The organism is Burkholderia sp. SCN-KJ, from assembly GCF_024656005.1.
GTDB lineage: Bacteria > Pseudomonadota > Gammaproteobacteria > Burkholderiales > Burkholderiaceae > Burkholderia.
Window position 1 is genome coordinate 25,807 of the sequence record NZ_JANKOG010000019.1, and the last position, 19,782, is coordinate 45,588.

The 19,782-nt window shown below is 66.9% G+C and carries 15 protein-coding genes and 1 pseudogene; 7 read left to right on the forward strand and 9 right to left on the reverse strand.

The annotated features are described in order from the left end of the window. Positions 1-53: 53 nt before the first annotated feature. The 5 genes from NQV17_RS26920 (at position 54) to NQV17_RS26940 (ending at position 6,097) form a co-directional block, all read left to right on the forward strand. Positions 54-1,016, forward strand: coding sequence for a helix-turn-helix domain-containing protein (locus tag NQV17_RS26920; protein WP_257774609.1), 963 nt, complete (start codon positions 54-56; stop codon positions 1,014-1,016). A gap of 131 nt (positions 1,017-1,147) precedes the next feature. After that, entirely contained in the window at positions 1,148-2,092 is a 945-nt protein-coding gene (locus tag NQV17_RS26925) for a GlxA family transcriptional regulator (protein WP_044847758.1), read from the forward strand. A gap of 474 nt (positions 2,093-2,566) precedes the next feature. Further along, positions 2,567-4,279, forward strand: coding sequence for a M36 family metallopeptidase (locus tag NQV17_RS26930; protein ID WP_257774610.1), 1,713 nt, complete (start codon positions 2,567-2,569; stop codon positions 4,277-4,279). Between the two features lie 76 nt (positions 4,280-4,355). Continuing rightward, entirely contained in the window at positions 4,356-5,609 is a 1,254-nt protein-coding gene (locus NQV17_RS26935) for a M20/M25/M40 family metallo-hydrolase (protein ID WP_257774611.1), read from the forward strand. A gap of 119 nt (positions 5,610-5,728) precedes the next feature. Next, the gene (locus NQV17_RS26940; protein WP_257774612.1) at positions 5,729-6,097 is read left to right on the forward strand and encodes a YbjQ family protein; all 369 of its coding nucleotides are present in this window, start codon (positions 5,729-5,731) and stop codon (positions 6,095-6,097) included. Here NQV17_RS26940 and NQV17_RS38100 read toward each other — a convergent pair. From NQV17_RS38100 to betC, 5 genes and pseudogenes are all read right to left on the reverse strand, one after another. Continuing rightward, positions 6,055-6,242, reverse strand: a pseudogene (locus tag NQV17_RS38100) (hypothetical protein); the annotation flags it as partial. The gene NQV17_RS26940 and the pseudogene NQV17_RS38100 sit on opposite strands and share 43 nt — an antisense overlap. Positions 6,243-6,416: 174 nt before the next feature. Further along, on the reverse strand, positions 6,417-7,667 hold the full coding sequence (locus NQV17_RS26945; RefSeq protein WP_257774613.1) for an MFS transporter: 1,251 nt from the start codon (positions 7,665-7,667) through the stop codon (positions 6,417-6,419). Positions 7,668-7,892: 225 nt separating this feature from the next. Then, on the reverse strand, positions 7,893-9,032 hold the full coding sequence (locus NQV17_RS26950; RefSeq protein WP_124666898.1) for a porin: 1,140 nt from the start codon (positions 9,030-9,032) through the stop codon (positions 7,893-7,895). Between the two features lie 256 nt (positions 9,033-9,288). Further along, positions 9,289-10,260: a choline ABC transporter substrate-binding protein gene (gene choX / locus NQV17_RS26955; protein ID WP_257774614.1), complete on the reverse strand. Its 972-nt coding sequence runs from the start codon at positions 10,258-10,260 to the stop codon at positions 9,289-9,291. Between the two features lie 43 nt (positions 10,261-10,303). Continuing rightward, positions 10,304-11,839: a choline-sulfatase gene (gene betC / locus NQV17_RS26960; RefSeq protein ID WP_257774615.1), complete on the reverse strand. Its 1,536-nt coding sequence runs from the start codon at positions 11,837-11,839 to the stop codon at positions 10,304-10,306. Positions 11,840-12,041: 202 nt separating this feature from the next. Here betC and NQV17_RS26965 point away from each other — a divergent pair, with 202 nt between their 5' ends. Both NQV17_RS26965 and purU read left to right on the forward strand, forming a co-directional pair. Next, positions 12,042-12,968, forward strand: coding sequence for a choline sulfate utilization transcriptional regulator (locus NQV17_RS26965; RefSeq protein ID WP_257774616.1), 927 nt, complete (start codon positions 12,042-12,044; stop codon positions 12,966-12,968). Positions 12,969-13,441: 473 nt separating this feature from the next. Next, complete coding sequence (purU, locus tag NQV17_RS26970) at positions 13,442-14,329, forward strand: formyltetrahydrofolate deformylase (protein ID WP_044844353.1); 888 nt, start codon at positions 13,442-13,444, stop codon at positions 14,327-14,329. A 150-nt stretch (positions 14,330-14,479) separates the two neighbouring features. Here purU and NQV17_RS26975 read toward each other — a convergent pair whose 3' ends face one another. The 4 genes from NQV17_RS26975 to NQV17_RS26990 form a co-directional block, all read right to left on the reverse strand. Beyond that, positions 14,480-16,135, reverse strand: coding sequence for an APC family permease (locus NQV17_RS26975; protein ID WP_257774617.1), 1,656 nt, complete (start codon positions 16,133-16,135; stop codon positions 14,480-14,482). 179 nt (positions 16,136-16,314) lie between these two features. Next, entirely contained in the window at positions 16,315-17,178 is an 864-nt protein-coding gene (locus tag NQV17_RS26980) for a glycine betaine ABC transporter substrate-binding protein (RefSeq protein ID WP_044844355.1), read from the reverse strand. A 149-nt stretch (positions 17,179-17,327) separates the two neighbouring features. Next, positions 17,328-18,476, reverse strand: a complete 1,149-nt coding sequence (locus NQV17_RS26985; protein ID WP_124521490.1) for a hybrid-cluster NAD(P)-dependent oxidoreductase — start codon at positions 18,474-18,476, stop codon at positions 17,328-17,330. A gap of 27 nt (positions 18,477-18,503) precedes the next feature. After that, entirely contained in the window at positions 18,504-19,745 is a 1,242-nt protein-coding gene (locus NQV17_RS26990; protein ID WP_044844357.1) for an aromatic ring-hydroxylating dioxygenase subunit alpha, read from the reverse strand. Positions 19,746-19,782: the final 37 nt, after the last annotated feature.

A 19,782-nucleotide genomic window follows, 5' to 3' on the forward strand; every position in this document is an offset into this window, starting at 1 on the left:
CGACCGCCCGGTCGGTTTAATCTTGCGCGGTCCGAACGATCGCCGGAGGCGCCGTGCTCGTGTTTCACCAGATGTTCGACGACGCAGACCGGCATGCCGAAGCGCTGCGTGGATGGGATCAGCGTTACGACCAGATCGGCTGCGGCTCGTATCGCAGCACGGTCAAGCACGTGGAGCTCGACGGCGTGCAGTTGTTCCAGGAAGCGGCGAACGTGCGCGTCATCCAGCGCGGGCGCCTGCCGGCTGGCCATACGGTATTCGGAATGCCGCTCACCGGCTCGGGCGCCTTCGCCTTCGGCGATGCGCGTATCGAGCGCGGCACGATCGTGATGGCGCGCGGCGGCTCGCCTTTCGAACTGCATTCACCCGACGACATGTCGCTGATCGGCGTGGTCGTCGACGCCGAGCTGATGCAGCAGATCGAGGATGCCGCCGACGTCCGGGTCGACGAGCGCGCGCTGCGGCGCGGCGTCGTCGACGTGCCGGTCGCCGCACGCGAACGCGCGAGCCTGCAGTTCGCGACACTGCTCGAACGCGTGCTGTCGGCCCCCGCTACGTTCGACGCGGCGCGTGCGCAGTCCGAGTTGCGCGGCGAGGTCGCCAACGTGCTCGTCGATCTCCTGACCTACCGGATGCCCGAGCCGCCGCACCGCCTCACGCATGCGTGCCACGCCGACATCGTCCGGCGCGTGCACGACTACGTGATCGGGCACCCGGAAGCGCCCGTCGACATCCTGAGCCTGTGCACGCAGCTGCGCGTGAGCCGGCGCACGATGCAGAACAGCTTCCAGTCGGTCGTGCAGACCGGTCCGCTGAACTACACGCGCTCGCTGCGCCTCGCGCAGGTGCGACGCCTGCTGCTCGATACGCGGCAGTCGGACCTGCCGATCAGCGAGGCGGCCGCGCGCTGGGGCTTCATCCACCTCGGGCATTTTGCGAACGCGTACAAGGCCCAGTTCGGCGAACTGCCTTCGACGACGGCGCGCCGGACGGTGCGCGGCGCAAAAACGCGCTGAGCGCCGGCAAAAACCGCGATAATCGTGCGTTGAACGTTCGGCTCCCGTGAGCCGGGCGCTGTGCGCGCGGGCCTGCCCGCTCGCCGCGCCGCGCAGTACGTGACGACCACCCGCTTCCACCCCACGCCCCGATGCCAGAGGATTTCCACTTCCTGTTGCTGCCCGGCTTCTCCGCGCTCGGCTTCATGTCGGCGGTCGAACCGCTGCGCGTCGCGAACCGCTTTCGCACCGAGCTGTACCGCTGGCACGTGATCAGCGCGGACGGCACGCCCGTCGCCGCGAGCAACGGCATTCCGGTCGCGGCCGAAGCCGCGTACGCGGACGTCGCGCAGGTCGAGACGGTGTTCGTCGTCGCCGGCTTCGATCCGCTCGTGTGCTACGACCGCGCGCTCGCCGACTGGCTGCGCCGCCAGAACCGGCACGGCGCGACGCTCGGCGGCATCGACACCGGCAGCTTCGTGCTCGCGGAAGCCGGGCTGTTCGACGCCTCGCAAACGCTCACACTGCACTGGGAAGCGCTCGCCGCGTTCCGCGAGCGCTACCCGGGCCTGAACGCGACGCAGGAACTGTTCGAGATCGACGACCGGCGCATCACCTGCGCGGGCGGCACCGCGTCGATCGACATGATGCTCGACCTGATCGGCCGGCGGCATGGCGCCGATCTCGCGGCGGCCATCTCCGAACAGTTCGTCGTGAGCCGCATCCGGCAGCGCTCGGACAGCCAGCGGCTCGAGATCGCCGCGCGCTATGGCGTGCACAACCGCAAGCTGATCCAGGTGATCGACACGATGCAGCGGCACATGGAAACCCCGCTCGGCTCCGATGCGCTCGCGCAGGACGTGGCGATCACGCGGCGCCAGCTCGAACGGCTGTTCAGCGCGACGCTGAACGACACGCCGACGCGCTTCTACCTGAACCTGCGCCTCGATCGCGCACGCGAGCTGCTGCAGCAGACCGACATGAGCATCACGTCGGTGTGCGTTGCGTGCGGCTTCGAATCGCCGTCGCATTTCTCGCGCACGTATCGCTCGCGTTTCGGCGTGAGCCCGCGCAGCGACCGCCGCGCGACGCGCTGAACGGCGCCGCTTTTGCGTACAATCCGGCGCGCCATTGCACGCGCCGGCAGCGTTTCCCGCCATTCGCTCAATAATGCCGCCGATTGATCGACGGACCGAAGCGGCCTTCGAAAATAAATTGCAAAGTTGCCGAAAATATTCTGTAACATACCTCGCAATTAGCTAGGCAGCCCTAAGGAGATGAGAGCCCGGGCCCGACGCACGTCGCGCCACGCAGGCTGCCAGACCGATATCAATTCCGAGGGGTATGACATGACGATGCTCGCTTCGCCGTCGCCGCACCTGCCTGCCGTTCGCTTCCCCGCCGCCATTCCGTTCCGATTCGTTTCGACCTGACGCTTAGTTATCCTCAGTCAGTCGAATCTCCCAGCACCGCTTCGCCGCACCGGTTCCATCGAGCCGGCGCGCGAGCCGTGTCGTGCCTGCTCGCCACGAGCGCGCGGGCGTGTCCAACCGTTGAGATGAGGATCACCCATGCAGACATCACGCAAAGCATTGCCGCTCGCCCTGGGTCTCGCGCTCGGTTTCGGCATCGTCGGCGGCAGCGCGGCCGATACCAAGGTCGCGAACCCGCAGGCGTCGAGCCTGCGCGAAAGCCTGACGCGCGGCGTGGCACCGGCCGCGGCCAAGGCCGATACCGCCGCGGGGCAATTCCGCGCCGACGGCGTCGCCGTCACGCTGTACACCCCCGCGTATCGCGCGAACAAGGCGGCCGCCACGCCCGCGGCCGCCGCGCGCGATTTCGTCGCGGCGCAGGCGACGCAGCTCGGGCTCGACCCGGCCGCGCTCGCGAGCCTCGCGGTGACGTCGGAGCGCAGCGATGCCGACTTCACCGTCGTGCGCTTCCAGCAGCAGGCGGCCGGACTGCCCGTGTACGGCAGCGACATCGCGGTGACGGTCGCGAAGGACGGCCGCATCCTGTACGTCGCGAGCAACACGATCAACGGCGTGGCCGTCACCGCGCGCAAGACACAGGCGGTCGACCAGCAGCAGGCGCTCGACCGCGCCCGCGCGTATCTCGGCGTCAGTGGCTTCACGAACCTCGACGCACAGCGCGTCGCGTTCGTCGACAAGGCCGGCACGCATACCGCATGGAAGGTACGCGGCCGCCCGCAGGACGGCCCGAAGGGCGACTGGGAACTGCTGATCGACGCGGACAGCGGCGAAGTGCTGCGCGCCGAGGACAAGGCGTTCTATGCGACCGACGGCACCGGCTTCGTATTCCGGCCCGATCCGCTTTCGCCGACGAAGAGCAGCTACGGCAGCACCGGCTACAAGGACGGCAACGACACCGATTCCACCCAGCTCGCGGCCGCGCGCGTGCGCGTGACGCTGAAGGATCTCGCACAGTCGAACTCGCGCTACGTGCTGTCGGGCCCGTATGCGTCGTGCGTCGACTTCGATGCGCCGCGCGACAACGCGTGCCCGGCGCAGGCGACGCCGACGTTCGAGTTCACGCGCGGCAACCTGTATTTCGAGGCGGTGAACACGTACTACCACATCGACACGTTCCTCCGTTACGTGAACCAGACGCTCGGCATCAAGGCGCTGCCGTACCAGTACACGGGCGGCGTGCAGTACGACCCACACGGCGAATCGGGCGACGACAACTCGTCGTACTCGTCGAGCAGCGGCCGGCTGACCTTCGGCCAGGGCGGCGTCGACGACGCGGAAGATGCGGACGTCGTGATCCACGAGCTCGGCCACGGCATCCACGACTGGGTGACCAACGGCGGCCTGTCGCAGCAGGAAGGCCTGTCGGAAGGCACGGGCGACTATCTCGCCGCCGCGTACAGCCGCGACTTCAATCAATGGAGCCCGTCCGACGCGCAATATCACTGGGTCTACAACTGGGACGGCCACAACGAATACTGGGGCGGCCGCGTGACGAACTGGAACGTCGGGCGCACCTACGCGCAGGCACGCGGCGCCGAGATCCACACGGCCGGCCAGTACTGGGCGTCGTGCAACCTCGTCGCGCGCGACGCGATCGGCGCGCAGGCGATGGACAAGGCCTTCCTGAAAGGGCTGTCGATGACCAACAGCTCGACGAACCAGAAGGCCGCCGCCCAGGCGGTGCTGACGGCCGCCGCCGCGCTCGGCTACAGCAGCGCGCAACTCACGGCGATCGGCAATGCATACAACAAGAGCTGCACGTACGGCGTGACCGTGCCGCAGAAGTCGTAATTCCGCAGCAGGCGGGGGCGCCGCACGACCTGCGCGCGCCCTCTTCCTCGACATCGCCATCCTCACGAGATCGAACATGCCTACTCTGACATTGACCCGCCTGAGCGCCGCGCTGGGCGGCGTGCTGCTGACCGCCGCCGCGCACGCGACGCCGGTGTGGATCACGCTCGGCGACACCGCGTTCCGCCAGCTTCAACGCATCGATGCGAGCGCAACCGCGCAGTACAGCACGGCGGTCGACGCCGGCACGACGGCCGACGGCGCCGTGCACCGCGAAACCGTGCATATCGTCCAGATCGACGATTCACGACTCGGCGAACTCGCCCATGCGGTCCACCATGCGCGCGGCCACGGGCCCGGCTACATCGTGCACGACTCGTTCGACGACGCACGGCAGGCTTTGCAGCCGGTACCCGCGGCACTCGCGAAACAGGCGGCCGTGCCCGCCTACCAGCTATCGAACGCGCCGCAGATCAAGACCTGGATCCAGCAACTGCAGGCCAGCAACATCGTCGGCACGATCACGTCGCTGTCCGGTTTCACGAACCGCTACTACACGACGTCGCACGGCGTTGCCGCGTCGGACTGGCTCGCGCTGCAGTGGCGGCAACTGGCCGGCTCGCGCACCGACATCGCCGTCGAGCAGTTCACGCATGCGGGCTTTCCGCAGAAGTCCGTGATCCTGACGATCCGCGGCAGCGATCCGGCCGCGGGCACGATCGTGCTGGGCGGCCACCTCGATTCGACGGTCGGCCGCACGACGGAAAACACGCGCTCGCCCGGCGCCGACGACGATGCGTCCGGCATCGCCAGCCTGACCGAAGCGCTGCGCGTGCTGCTCGCGAACGGCTACCGGCCGAAACGGACGATCAAGTTCGTCGGCTACGCGGCCGAGGAAGCCGGCCTGCTCGGGTCGAAGGCGATCGCGAAGCAGTTCCGCACGCAGAATGCGAACGTGGTCGGCGTGCTGCAGCTCGACATGACGAACTACCAGGGCGATCCGAAAGACATCTACCTGATCACCGACTACACGAACGCCGCGCAGAACACCTACCTGACGAACCTCGCGAAGACCTACCTGCCCGAGCTCGCGATCGGCACGTCGCAATGCGGCTATGCGTGCTCGGATCACGCGTCGTGGCATGCGCAAGGCTATCCGGCGTCGTTCCCGTTCGAGGCCGACCAGAACGACAGCCCCTATATCCATACCGTGAACGACACGCTGGAGAATTCGGACCGGCAGGCGAACCACGCGCTGAAGTTCGGCAAGCTGGCGCTTGCGTATGCGGTCGATCTCGGCGGCGACGGCAGCACGACCGTCAAGCGCTGACCGGCCTCGGCCGGCGCGAGCCGCACCGGGCGCGCGCGCGTCATACGCGCCCGGTCGAGCGCGTTTCCCGTTCCGGATAGAATCGTCGTTCGACCACTTCCGCACCACGGTGCTCCGCCATGACCGACTTCTCCCGCTCCGTCGACGCCCTCTCGCCCGAGCACGTCACGACCGCGTTCGATTTGCCCGGCCACACGACCGTCCGCTCGCTCGGCGTCGCGCAGGGCATCATCGTGCGTTCGCGCTCGATCGTCGGCTCGTTCGGCGCGGCGCTGCAAACCATTTTCGGCGGCAACATCACGCTCTATACGTCGCTGTGCGAGAAGGCGCGCCAGCAGGCGTTCGACAAGATGCTCGCCGACGCGCACAAGCTCGGCGCGAATGCGATCGTCGCGATGCGCTACGACTCGACCGAGATCGGCTCGGGCGTCACCGAAGTGATCTGCTACGGCACGGCCGTACAGGTCGCGCGCGACGCCGGCGTCTGACCGTCAGCCGTTATGCGCCGGCCGCACACACGATCGCCGATCGTCTTGCGCTTGTTCAGCGCGTCCACAACAGCACGCCGGCGAGCGACAGCTGGATCAGCGCGCCCGCGAGCGTATCGACGAGCAGCACCCAGCCCGCTTTCAGTGCCGATACCTCGCATCACGCGAAACGACAGCCGCCGAATTGATCGTTCAGACGATTATCCCGTCCGAATGCCGTCTGGAATTCGATTGAAACAAGAAAGCAATTTGAAATGAATTGCGACGCATGAGGCCGGTTTCCCGTGAACGGCAAACGCATCGCCCCTCCGACGTCGACTCAATGATCGCGCTCCAGCGACGTCATGTTCCGCAAGGTCGGGAACAACCGCATCCATGTCAGCGCGACGGCGATCGTCGCCGCGCCGCCGACGACGATCGCCACCGGCGCGCCCCACCACGCAGCCGTCACGCCGGATTCGAATTCGCCGAGCTGGTTCGACGTCCCGATGAACAGCGAGTTGACCGCGCTCACGCGGCCGAGCATGTCGTCGGGCGTGCGCAGCTGCACGAGCGACAGGCGCACGACGACGCTCACCACGTCCGATGCGCCGAGCGCCGCCAGCGCGACGAGCGACACCACGAAATTGCGCGACAGCCCGAACACGATCGTCGCGATGCCGAACGCGATCACGCCGCCGAACATCGCGCGGCCCGGCCGCCCTTTCAGCGGAAAGCGCGTGAGCCACAGCGTGCCCGCGAGCGCGCCGACCGCCGGCGCCGCGCGCAACGCGCCGAGCCCCCACGGGCCGACCTGCAGGATGTCGCGCGCGTAGATCGGCAGCAGCGCGGTCGCGCCGCCGAACAGCACCGCGAACAGGTCGAGCGACAGCGCGCCGAGGATCGCCGGTTCGCGCCGGATGAACGCGATGCCGGAAAACACCGACCGCAGCGTGACCGGTTCGCGCGCCGGCGGCGCACTGCGCAGCGGAATCGTGCCGCTCAGGATGGCCGCGATCGCGAACGCCACGACGCTCGTGCCGAACGCCGCGGGCGCGCCGACGCCATACAGCACCCCGCCGAACGCGGGCCCGAGAATCTGCGCGGCCTGGTTCGCGGACGTCGACAGTGCGGTCGCGCGCGGCAGGTCGCTGCGCGGCACGACGGCCGGCAGCAGCGACGACACCGACGGCGATTCGAACGCACGCGCGGTGCCGACGATCGCGGCCAGCGCATACACGCCCGGGGCGGTGAGCCCGCCTTTCGCCGCGCCGAACAGGAATACGCCGGCGGCCAGCGCCTCGACGCCCTGGCAGATCGTCGCGATGCGCCGGCGGTCGTAGCGGTCGGCCACCTGCCCGACGACGAGCGTCAGCGCGAACATCGGCACGAACTGCGCAAGCCCGACGAGCCCGAGCGCGAACGCGCTGTGCGTGAGCGCATAGACGTACCAGCCGATCGCGACCGACAGGATCTGGAAAGCGAGCGACGACATCACGCGCGTGCCCCAGAAGCGCTGGAACGGTGCGTGGCGGAACAAGTTGGCGGGTAACGGCGACGGCGAAGTGGATTCGGGTAACGGGGTGGTCATCGGCGAGACGTCATGGAGGGAAGGCCGGCGATCGCCGATACGCGATGCGGCCAAAGCGCGATGATAGCTTCAACCGCCGAAACCTTGCCGGATGCTCGCCGGACGCGGGCAAGGACGGCGCACACCGCACGACGTTGCATCGCGCCGCAAAAAAAAAAGCGCGAACCGCGGTTCGCGCCAAAGAGAGACCTCGCTGAAGACGTCGAAAAAACTACCTCGCCCCGCTCAGAACGAATGCCGCATCCCGATCCGCACGTCGGCCTGCGTCTGCGTCGTCGACGGCGTGAAGCTGTAGCCGATCACCGCATCGACGCCGTTCGACGCGCGCAGGTAATCGCCGGAGATATACACGTCGGTGCGCTTCGACAGCAGGTAATGGAGCCCCGCCGTGCCCATGTTCCAGTGATGGCCTTCGAAGCGCGTGTGCTGATAGCCCGCGATCAGGCTGAGCGCCGGCGTGAACTGGTACAGGCCGCCGCCTTCATACGACTGCATGTGCGACGACTGGCCGAAGCCCTTGATCGTCGTGTACGAGTAGTTCGCATCGAGCGTCAGCTTGCCGATCGTGTAGCTCGTGCCGACGCCGAACGTGCCCTGGCTGTCGACGTTCATCGGCGTGTCCGCGAACAGGTCGGTGCGCGCGCCGGTCGCCGGATCGACGGTGACGGTCTGCTGGCCGAGGAACGTGTGCGTGCCGATCATCGCGTACGGGTCGAACGCGTAGATGCCGTGCGGATTGTTCAGGCGCGTGTACGCGGCGCCGATCGAGAAGTCGCCCTTCGTGAAGCTCGCGCCCGCGCTCCACGCGCTGTCGCGGTGGAAGTTGCCCGCGACGTTGCCGAACGAGTACATCGCGCCGAACTTGAAGCCGCTGAGATCGTTCGACAGGAACTTGACCGAGTTCGGCAAGCGGTCGCCGTTGAAACGGTCGAAGTCGCCCTGGTGGATCGCGTAGCCGCTGCCCCATGCCGAGATGTTGTAGATCGACACGAGCTCGTTGGTGATGTCGAGCTGGTTGCCGAACGACAGCGTGCCCCAATCGTTCTGGAGACCGACATAAGCCTGCCGCCCGAACTCCGCCCCGCCGAAGCCGAGCTGCCCGTTGCCGAGGTGGAAACCGCTCTCGAGCGCGAATACGGCCTTCAGGCCGCCGCCGAGATCTTCCGTGCCTTTCAGGCCGAAGCGGTTCCCGTACGACACGCCGTCATCGAACTTGACCACGTGCGAACCGCCCGTGTTGTTCACGTACGTGATGCCCGCGTCGAGAATCCCGTACAGCGTCACGCTGCTCTGCGCGTGGCCGATGGCGGGAATACAGGCCGCGCATGCCAGCGCGGCGGCTACGGCAACTTTCTTTTGCTTCATTGTCGACCACCCTCCCTGAACCCTTCGATGGAAAGAATCGAGACCTGGCGCGCGCAGCAATGCGCCGGCCGATTCGAATTCGGTACGTCCGCTGGCTTCGGCATTTCGTTTTCCGCAATAACGCAGCCATTGGCGAAAAATACAAACCCATATTTCAGGTCACCCGTCTGAAGGCGACACCAAATGGTCTCGATGCGACCGTTCGGGAAAACACGGAGGCGGGCGGCGCGGCGAGAAACCGGCCGCCCGGAGGCGGTCAGCGGCCGTCGAGGGCCGCGCGCACGGCCGGCAACGCGGGGGCGCCGGCCGCCGTGGTGACGCCGTCGAGCCACGCTTCGACGAGCGCTGGATCGGCCTTCAGCGCATGCTGCGCGGCGAGCGCGGGCGACGTCTTGTGGTCGAGCATGTCGGCGATCATCCGGTTCTCGACGTCGACGGAGAACGTCATCTGCCTGAACAGCCGCGCGAGGTTCGCGCACTGGCCGGCAAAGCCCGCGCGCGTGACCGTGTTGACCGTCGCGCCGCCGTAGTTCGGGCCGAAATACGCGTCGCCGCCCGACAGGTAGGTCAGGTTGAACTTCGTGTTCATCAGGTGCGGCTCCCACGCGAGAAAGACGATCCAGCGCTTGTCGCGCACCGCGCGCTCGACCTGTGTGAGCATCCCCGTCTCGCTCGATTCGACGAGCGACCAGTTCGCCGCGCCGAGCGCATGGTCGGACAGCATCCGCTTGATGTTCTGGTTCGCGGGCGCGCCGGGCTCGATCCCGTAGATCTTGTCGCCGAAGCGGTCCGCGTAGCGCGCGAGATCGGCGAACGTGTGCACGCCGGCCGCCGCGACGTAGTCGGGCACGGCCAGCGTGAACTTCGCGCCGCTCAGGTTCGCGTGCAGCACGTCGATCGACTTCTCGTCGACGAACGGCTTCACGAGCGGCGCCTGCGCGGGCATCCAGTTGCCGAGGAACACGTCGACCTGCCCTTTCTTTAAGCCCTGGTAGGTGATCGGCACCGACAGGTTCGCGACGTCCTGCCGATAGCCGAGTGCCTTCAGCACGACACCGGCCATCGCGTTCGTCGCGTCGATGTCGGTCCAGCCGGGCGCCGCCATCTTCACGTCGCGGCACGTCTGCGGGTCGGCGGCGCGCGCGGGCTGCTGCATCGCCACCACGCACGCGGCCGCGGCGAGCGCGGTGCCCAGGCTCCGGATTGCTGCATTGCATTGCCGTTTCATGATTCGCTTCCTCCGTCGTTCGTCAATGTCCGCTGCGGCCCGTTCAGCGCCCGACGCGCGGAAAGCGCGCCATCGCTTCGAGCGTGTCGAGTTCGATGTGATTGCGCATGTAGCGCTGGCTCGCGTCGGTGAACGGCTGCCAGTCCCACGCCTGGATGCGGCCCTGCGTCGTCGCCGCGTAATGGAAGCGGCGCCGCCGCTGGCTCGCGCGCACCTGCGCGTCGAGTTCCGGCAGGTTCCAGCGGCGCGCGGCCTCCTCGCGGAATGCGGCGAGCACGCCGGCGGCTTCCGGCAGGCCGGCCAGGTTCGTGCGCTCGCGCGGATCGTCGGCGAGGTTGTAGAGCTGGTCGGGATCGGCCGGGCAATGCACGTATTTCCAGTCGCCGCGGCGGATCATCACGACCGGCGCAACCGCCCCTTCCGCGAGGTATTCGCCCAGCGCGACGTCGTGCGCGGGCGCGCCTTGCAGATGCGGCACGAGGCTCGCGCCGTCGACCGGGTCCGGCCAGCCGCCGGCCGGCGACGCGCCGGCGAGGTCGACGAGCGTCGGCAGCAAATCGACGTGCGACACGGGCCCGCGCACGCGCGCGGCACCGAAGCGGCCCGGCGCGTGGACGATCAGCGGCACGCGGCAGCCGCCTTCGAAGAACGTCATCTTGTACCAGAGCCCGCGCTCGCCGAGCATGTCGCCGTGGTCGGACGTGACGATCACGATCGTGTCGTCGGCGAAGCCGCATTGCTCGAGCGCGGCCAGCACGCTGCCGAATTGCGCGTCGACATAGGACGTCGCGCCGTAGTATGCGCGGCGCGCGGCGCGGATCTGCGCGTCGGTCGGCGGCGTGCGGTCGTTTTCGCAGACGAAGCGCAGCCGCTGCGAATGCGGATCGCTCTGCTGCGCATCGAGCCGCACGGCCGGCATGTCGATCTCGTCGTCGCGGTACAGATCCCAGTATTCGCGCGTGATCGCGTACGGATCGTGCGGATGCGTGAGCGACACGACCATGCAGAACGGCCGCGCGTCATGACCGGCCGCGCGCTCGCGCGCGACGTCGTACAGCTTCTGCTTCGCCGCGAACGTGACCTCGTCGTCGAAATCGAGCTGGTTCGTGCGCACGCACGGGCCGGCCTCGAGCACCGAACTCATGTTGTGATACCAGCTCGGCCGCTCGGTCGGGCGGTCCCAGTCGGGCACCCAGCCGAAGTCGGCCGGATAGATGTCGGTCGTGAGCCGTTCCTCGAAGCCGTGCAGCTGGTCGGGGCCGCAGAAATGCATCTTGCCGGACAGCATCGTACGGTAGCCGCCCGCGCGCAGGTAGTGCGCGAAGGTCAGCGTTTGCGCCGGCAATTCGGCGGCGTTATCGTAGGCGCCGATACCCGACGGCAGCTTGCCGGTCAGCAGCGAGAAGCGCGACGGCGCGCACAGCGGGCTCGCGCAATACGCGGCGTCGAACACCACGCCTTGCGCGGCGAGCCGGTCGAGCGTCGGCGTGCGCGCGACGCGGTTGCCGTAAGCCGGCAACGCGAACGGCGTCAGCTGGTCGGCCATCAGGATCAGGATGTTGGGAGTCGGGTTCGTCATCGGCGGTCTTGGGGAAATCGGTGTTCGAATGGAGCGGCGCGACGCTCGGGCGGCGACACGGTCGGCATGACGGACGCAGCCTGAAGAAAGTGCCGCGCGCACCGGCCGCGACTGGCTAGAATCGCGGAAGGCCCGGCGCGGCGCCGTGCCGTCCGAAGCACTATCCCCCGCCCGAATTCGCGCGGGAAGGCGTCCGGCCCTTATGAGGCCATTAGAGAGACTTATGTCGAAATCCGAACCGTTACCGTCGATGCAGGCGCTGCGCGCGTTCGAATCGGCCGCCCGTCTCCAGAGCTTCACGGCCGCCGCGCGCGAGCTCGGCTCGACGCAACCGGCCGTGAGCCAGCAGGTGTTCCAGCTCGAAGCGGAACTCGGCGTGCCGCTGTTCGAGCGCAGCCCGCGCGGCGTCACGCTGACGAGCGACGGCCAGTGCCTGTACGAAGCCGTGCGGCTGAGCCTCGACACGCTGCGCGGCGCCACCGCGACGCTGCGCGCGCGCCGCGAGCACGGCGCGCTCACGATCGTCACGGATTTCGGTTTCGCGACCTACTGGCTGATGCCGCGCCTCGCGGGCTTGAAGCGCGTGATGCCGGACGTCGACGTGCGGGTCGTCACCTCACAGGATTACGACGCGCAGCGCGACCATGCCGACATCGCGATCCTGTTCGGCGACGGCCACTGGCCGTCGTGCACGGCCGCGCGGCTCTTTCCCGAATCGGTCACGCCCGTCTGCTCGCCGGCATTTCGCGACGCGCATCAGCACGTCGCGCGGCCCGAGCACCTGCATGCGCTGCCGCTGCTGCACGTGCAGGCGACGCGCCCCGAACGCTGGCTGTCGTGGGCCGGCTGGTTCGACGCGCACGGCCTCGACGCGCCGGCCGCCGCGCGCGGCGTGACCTTCAACAGCTATGCGCTGGTGATCCACGCGGCGCTGCTCGGCGACGGCGTCGCTCTGGGCTGGTCGCCGCTCGTCGACGAGCTCGTCGCGTCCGGGCAGCTCGTGAAGCTCGTCGACGCACCCGTCGTGACGTCGCGCGGCTACTTTCTCGTGCGGCCGCCGCAGCGGCCTGAGCCGGACGCGACACATGTGTTCCGGCGCTGGCTGCTGGACGCGTGCGCGCCGGTCTGAGCGGGCGGCTGGCCGGCGGAGCGCTGCCTGACGCTTGCTGGAGCGGCTGCGGCTGTCCCAACTGACGCGCACTGGACTGGCTGCGCCTGCCCGCTTGACGTCCGATGAAGCGGCTGTATGTGCACCGCCTGACGCCCGCTGCAGCCGCTACGACTGCGCCGCCTGACGCTCGCCGGACGGGCTGCGGCTGCACCGCCTGACGCTCGCTGGACCGGCTACGGCTGCACCGCCTGACGCTCGCTGGACCAGCCGCGCCCGCCCCGCCCGACACCCCGCCCAGCGTCCCCAAAACCCCCGCCTCGAGCCTCGCCACCGCCCCGCCGCGCTGGCGCGCCGATACCAGCCACACGGCGGGTTGGTTCTATCCGCGCCCAAATCGTCCTGATTTACTTGAGCCTCCCGCTACCTGCGTAGCGTGGCGCCCCGTCGCGCCGCCGCGCGCGCGTTGCGTTCCCTGACATCCGAGGAATCTCATGACCGCCGACTCACGCCCCGATCAATTCGTCCTGACGCTGTCGTGCCCGAGCGCGGCCGGCCAGGTCGCCGCCGTCGTCGGCTTTCTCGAGCGCCATCGCTGCTACGTCGATGCGCTGAACGTGTTCGACGACGATCTCAGCAACCACTTCTTCGTGCGCTGCGTGTTTCATCCGACGGATGAGACGCTGCAGATCGACGCGCTGCGCCAGGAGTTCGGTCCGATCGCGACCGCGCTCGGCGGCGGCGGTGACGGCGACACGCAATGGGCGATCCACGACGTGAACGCGCGCCCGAAGGTGCTGATCATGGTGTCGAAGCTCGAGCACTGCCTCGCGGACCTGTTGTTCCGCTGGCGGATGGGCGAACTGAAGATGGACATCGTCGGCATCGTGTCGAACCATCCGGATTTCGAGCCGCTCGCCACGCAGCACGGGCTGCCGTTCCGCCACTTCCCGATCACGGCCGACACCAAGGCACAGCAGGAAGCGCAGTGGCTCGACTTCTTCGAGTCGAGCGGCGCCGATCTCGTGATCCTCGCGCGCTACATGCAGGTGCTGTCGCAGGAAACCAGCGCGAAGCTCGCGAACCGCGCGATCAACATCCATCATTCGTTCCTGCCCGGCTTCAAGGGCGCGAAGCCGTATCACCAGGCGCATGCGCGCGGCGTGAAGCTGATCGGCGCGACCGCGCACTTCGTGACCGACGATCTCGACGAAGGCCCGATCATCGAGCAGGTGGTCGAACGCGTCGATCATGCGCTGCGTCCGGAGCAATTGCTCGCGGTCGGTCGCGACGTCGAGTGCATCACGCTCGCGCGCGCGGTGAAGGCGTTCATCGAGCGGCGCGTGTTTCTGAATGGGGATCGGACGGTGGTGTTTCCGTAAGCGCATTCGTTCGGCGCGCGGCCAACAAAAAACCCGACCGGCAGCACCTACCGGTCGGGTTTTTTATCGCGTTGCGTTCGACGCGTCGCGCGACGGCCCCGGGTGCGGTGTCCGGGTTCGCCGCGCGACGCGCGTGCCGCGTTCAGATGCTTACTTGACCCACGCGAAGTAGTACGACAGCCAGATCGTCAGCGCTGCGCCGACCAGCGCCGCATACGGCATCAGGTTCAGCCACATCGCGCGCTTCGGCACTTCGAGTTCCATGTCGCGCTGCATCTGCGCGGGGAAACGGCCGCGATCCTGCCAGTAGTGACGATAGAGAAACACCGGCACGATCAGCAGCATCGCGATCAGCCCGTTGCGCAGCGTACCTTCGCCCTGCAGGTTCGCGCCCGCGCCGACATAGACGAGATTCGCGTAGCCGCAGACCGAGCCGGCGACAAGCAGCCAGGTCGGGCAGCGGAACGGCCGATCCCAGCTGCCGCGGTCCATCCGGTGGATCCAGCCCGACTGAAGATTCAGGAATACGAACAGCATGTAGCAGACGTTCGAGATCGCCAGCACCGTCATGTAGTCCGACATCATCAGCAACACGAGATTGAAGCCGAGGTCGGTCCACATCGCGCGCGTGGGCGAGCCGTGCTCGTTCACGTGCGACAGGTACTTCGGCAGCCAGCCGTCGACCGATGCCTGGTACAGCGTGCGCGACGAGCCCATCATCGACGTCATCACGATCAGCAGGATCGACAGCATCAGCATCACGACGACCGCGTTCGCGACCCATGCGCCGCCACCGACGATCTTCGCCATCGCGGCCGCGACGCCGGTGCCGTCGCCGATCGCCGGATCGAGCATCGCCTGCGTGCCGAGCGCGCCCTGGAACGCCATCGGCACGAGCGTCATCACGACGAGACACAGCGCGCCCGACCAGAAGATCGCCTTCGCGGTGTCGCGACGCGGATCGCGGAATTCGCGCGTGTAGCAGACCGCCGTTTCGAAGCCGTACGACGCCCAGCCGGCCATGAACATCGCGCCGAGCGCCATCGTCACGCCCTGCCCGTTCCACGAACCGAAGGTCGCGGTCGTGAGGTTGCCTTGAGCATCATGACCGAGCGGCAGCAGCGGGAGCAGGTTCGACATCGGCACGTCGCCGGTGACGAACGGCACGATGCCGACGATCAGCAGCGGCGTGAGCGACGCAATGCCGAGAATGCGCTGCGTGCGCGCAGCTTTCGATGCGCCGCTGTGCTGAAGCTTGAACGTGATGAGAAGCAGAATCGTCGCGATGATGAACGTCGCGTTGATTCGCAGGGAAAGACCCGGCTTGATGAACCCGAGATCCGCAACCTTGAGCTGCCAGTGCAGCACCGCCGCGTCGGCGGGAAAGAGACTCGTGAGCGCATAGCTCGCCGCGAGGCCGCAGCCGAGCGCGAGCATCGGCGACCACGCGAGCCAGTTGCACCACACGGAAACCGGGGCAATCAGCTTGCTGTAACGGACCCAGCCGATCGCGCCGTATACCGACGCGCCGCCCGATTTATGGGGAAATAGTCCCGATATTTCCGCATAAGTCGCGCTTTGAATCAGCCCCATCGTGATCGCGGCGATCCAGATCGCCCACGCGGGCTGGCCGATCGTCGCGCATACGCCGCCGATCGTGAACAGCACGCCTGCCGGCACGCCGCTCGTCACCCAGAATGCGTCTTTCCAAGTCAGGCCACGATGCAGCGTGTGGCCCGTCGAATCATGTGAGATGGTTGCCTCAACGTCACTGGTGCGATTAGCACGCAGTCCTGCCTGACTCATCCAATTCCTCCTGTGATGACTCCGCACAAGGGCCGTAGTGTAACAACTTATGGGCTTTTTTGCAGAATCAGTAAAAGAAAGCCGGGATATGGCCGCATGAATTCACGATTGTTTCGGATTCCTGCATGCCATTCCCGGCGTATTTATTTATGATGATTCGCGCGACGAAGCGCCGCGGCTTACTGCGCGCCTTCAGTCCACGAATTCACGCGGTCAGCATGCGCGGCAATCCATGCGTCGGCGGCCGCTTCCGGCTTCGAACCGTTCTGGATCGCGAGCATCACGCTGTCGATCTCGCCCGGCTTCCACTGGAACTTCTTCAGGAACGCGACGACCGGCTTGGCCTTCGTTTCGAGCTGCGGGTTCGCGACGCTGTCGACGTGCTCCGCGCCGCCGAACACCTTCTTCGGATCCTCGAGGAAGCGCAGCTTCCACTTCGCGAACATCCAGTGCGGCGCCCAGCCGGTCACGATCACCGGCTTGTTCGCGCCGACGGAGCGCGACAGCTCGGCCGTCATCGCGCTGCCCGAACTCGGCATCAGCGTGTAGCTGAGGCCGTAGCTCTTGATCGCTTCGTCGGTCTTGCGCATCACGCCCGCACCCGCATCGATGCCGACGATCCGGCCGCCGAAGCTGCTTTTCTCGGCATTCAGATCTTCGATGCTCTTCGCCTTCACGTAGTCGGGGACGATCAGGCCGATCTTCGCGTCAGGGAAGTTCGCACCGAGATCGACGACCTTCGACTTGTATTCGCCCCAGTAGGAGCCGTGCGTGACGGGCAGCCATGCGGACAGCGTCGCGTCGAGGTCGCCGCGCGCCACGCCCTGCCACATGATCCCGGCAGCCACCGGCACGAGCTGGACCTGGTAACCGAGCTTCTTCTCGATCACGCGTGCCGCGACGTTCGACGTCGCCACACTGTCGTCCCAGCCTTCGACGTAACCGATCTTCAGCGTAGGCTTCGTATCCGCGAGCGCCGACGCGCTCAATGCCACCATCGCCGACAGTGCGCCGGTCCACAGCAGTTTTCCGAACAACTTCATGGTCGATCTCCTTGAAATGCGCACCGTGCGCGTTGTCTCTCTAGGTTCTTCAACCACAAATCCGCGGTATCGTTGTTTTCCGACGGATGCTTGTCCGGAGGCGACGCAACGCGACGCGCCGCGCCCGGACCGGCGATGGCTCGATACGACTACTTGTCGATCACGAGATCCGACAGCGGCTTGCTGCAGCACAGCAGCACCATCCCCTGATCGATCTCGCGCTGGCGGATGCCGCCGTTGTGCTTCATCTCGACCTGCCCCGACACGAGCTTCACCTTGCAGGTGCCGCACATGCCCTGCGTGCACGACGCCGGCAGCCGCACGCCGGACTGGCGCGCCGCGTCGAGCACGTGCTGCTCCGAGCCGCACGAAATCTCGCGATTGCTCTTCGCGAAGCTGACCGTGTACTGCTTCGTCGCGACGTCGCCGTCGTTGGCCGCCGGCGCGAGTTCGGCGATCACCTCGTCGCTCGCGGTCTGCGCGAGCGTCTCGAACGAGAAGCTTTCCTCGTGATACTGCTTGCGGTCGAAGCCGGCTTCGTCGAGCAGGTCGCGCACGGCCTTCATGTACGGCGCGGGGCCGCACGTGAAGATCTCGCGCTCCATGAAGTCCGGTGCGATCAGCTTCAGCAGCGGCAGCGTCAGGAAGCCCGTGACGCCCGGCCAGTTGGTGCGTGCACCGACGCGCTCGACGACGAACGACGTACGGAAATTCGTATGGTTCGACGCGATCAGGTCGAGCTCGCGCGCGAAGATGATGTCGTCCGGCGTACGTGCGCTGTGCACGAACAGGATGTCGCGATCCTCGGCGAGATCATGATGCGCGCGGCTCATCGACATCAGCGGCGTGACGCCCGAACCGGCCGACAGGAACAGGTACTTGCGCGCCGGATGCCGCGCGCACGTGAATTCGCCGGCCGGGCCGAGCACGCGAACCGACGCGCCCGGCTGCAGGTTGTCGTGCAGCCAGTTCGACACCTTGCCGCCCGGCACGCGCTTCACCGTGATCGAGATCGTGTGCGGCCGCGCGGGCGACGACGAGATCGTGTAGCACCGGTTGATCGTCTCGCCGTCGATGTCGAGTTCGAGCGTGATGAACTGCCCCGGCTCGAAGGAAAACGCACGGCCTTGCGGCGAACGGAAGAAGAAACTCTTCACGTCGTGGGTTTCCTGACGCACGTGGCAGCACACCAGCGTTTCCTCGACGTCGCTCGTCCAGCGCTCGGGCAGCGCGCTCCAGAACGCCGGGTGCGTCACTCGGCTGTCCACCGGCTCGAAATTGGCCGAATCTCGCATCATGTGTAGCTCCACTTGCTGTCCGCTGTACTACGCGCCGATTTTTTCGGCGAGCCGGCCGATGTACCAGGCCGAGAATTTTTCGACGAGACCTTCCGTGTACGGCGAATACGGGCCCGGCTCGTATGCGCTGCTGGTCGCGCCGCGCTGCGAGAATTCGACGAGCGCGCGATCCTGGTCGTTGGTCGCGTTCCACACGGCCGTCAGGTTCTTCACGTCGTAGTCGATGCCTTCCTTCGCATCCTTGTGGACGAGCCACTTGGTGCGCACAAGCGTCTTGCCGGCCGACAGCGGAATCACCGAGAACGTCACGATGTGATCGCTCATGAAGTGATGCCACGAGTTCGGCTGCGTCCAGAACGACAGGCCGCCGAGGTCGGCCTGGTCGAACTGGCCGAGCAGCTTCTTCGATGCGACCTTCGCGTCGAGCGTCTGCGATTCGCCGTGGCGGTCGAGCGGCAGGCGCTGCGTGCGGAAGCCCGTCACGTCGAGCAGCTTTTCGATTTCGGCGGACGGCAGGCCCATCTCGGCCCACTCCTTGCCGCGGCGCACGCAGGTTTCAGCGAACGCGTCCATGCCTTCGGCATTCGCGTCGGAGCGCTGGTAGCCGAAGCCGTATTCGTACAGCGAGATCGTCAGCTCGGGATGGTTCGCGACGCAGTGATAGCACTCGCGGTTGTTCTCCATCGTGAGCTTCCAGTTGCCTTCCTCGATGATGTCGATCTGCGCGGCGATCTTCGTGTTCGGCAGATCGTGCGGCAGCAGATACGGCTCCATCTGGGCGCGCAGCTGCGCGAAATCGACCGGCGGCTCCTCGGCGAGGCAGATGAAGATCAGGCCCGCGAGGTTCTGCACGTGCACCGACTTCAGGCTGTGCTTGCAGCGGTCGAACTTCTCGCCCATGTGCTCGGCGAACATCAGCTGGCCGGTCAGGTTGTAGGTCCAGCTGTGGTACGGGCACACGATGTTGCCGACCGAGCCCTTATCCTCGTTGCACAGGCGCGCGCCGCGGTGGCGGCACACGTTGTGGAACGCGCGGATTTCCATGTCGTCGTCGCGCACGATCAGGATCGAGTCGCTGCCCAGTTCCACGGTCACGTAGTCGCCCGGCTCGGGAATGTCCGGTTCGACCGCGACCTGGATCCAGTGCTGGCGGAAAATCGCCTCCATGTCGAGGGCGAAGATGTCCTCGCTCGTGTAGAACGGCGCCTCGAGGCTGTAACCTTCCTTGCGTCGCTCGATCAGTGCACGAATGTCTGCCGATACTTTCATCGTTTGCTCCGGATTCCTTGCGTCCCAGTGTGGTTGC

Coding starts and splice junctions, on each gene's coding strand:
- NQV17_RS26925 (WP_044847758.1), top strand. CDS start 1,148: ATGCCAGAGGATTTCCACTTCCTGTTGCTGCCCGGCTTCTCCGCGCTC.
- NQV17_RS26930 (WP_257774610.1), top strand. CDS start 2,567: ATGCAGACATCACGCAAAGCATTGCCGCTCGCCCTGGGTCTCGCGCTC.
- NQV17_RS26935 (WP_257774611.1), top strand. CDS start 4,356: ATGCCTACTCTGACATTGACCCGCCTGAGCGCCGCGCTGGGCGGCGTG.
- NQV17_RS26940 (WP_257774612.1), top strand. CDS start 5,729: ATGACCGACTTCTCCCGCTCCGTCGACGCCCTCTCGCCCGAGCACGTC.
- NQV17_RS26945 (WP_257774613.1), bottom strand. CDS start 7,667: ATGACCACCCCGTTACCCGAATCCACTTCGCCGTCGCCGTTACCCGCC.
- NQV17_RS26950 (WP_124666898.1), bottom strand. CDS start 9,032: ATGAAGCAAAAGAAAGTTGCCGTAGCCGCCGCGCTGGCATGCGCGGCC.
- choX (WP_257774614.1), bottom strand. CDS start 10,260: ATGAAACGGCAATGCAATGCAGCAATCCGGAGCCTGGGCACCGCGCTC.
- betC (WP_257774615.1), bottom strand. CDS start 11,839: ATGACGAACCCGACTCCCAACATCCTGATCCTGATGGCCGACCAGCTG.
- NQV17_RS26965 (WP_257774616.1), top strand. CDS start 12,042: ATGAGGCCATTAGAGAGACTTATGTCGAAATCCGAACCGTTACCGTCG.
- purU (WP_044844353.1), top strand. CDS start 13,442: ATGACCGCCGACTCACGCCCCGATCAATTCGTCCTGACGCTGTCGTGC.
- NQV17_RS26975 (WP_257774617.1), bottom strand. CDS start 16,135: ATGAGTCAGGCAGGACTGCGTGCTAATCGCACCAGTGACGTTGAGGCA.
- NQV17_RS26980 (WP_044844355.1), bottom strand. CDS start 17,178: ATGAAGTTGTTCGGAAAACTGCTGTGGACCGGCGCACTGTCGGCGATG.
- NQV17_RS26985 (WP_124521490.1), bottom strand. CDS start 18,476: ATGATGCGAGATTCGGCCAATTTCGAGCCGGTGGACAGCCGAGTGACG.
- NQV17_RS26990 (WP_044844357.1), bottom strand. CDS start 19,745: ATGAAAGTATCGGCAGACATTCGTGCACTGATCGAGCGACGCAAGGAA.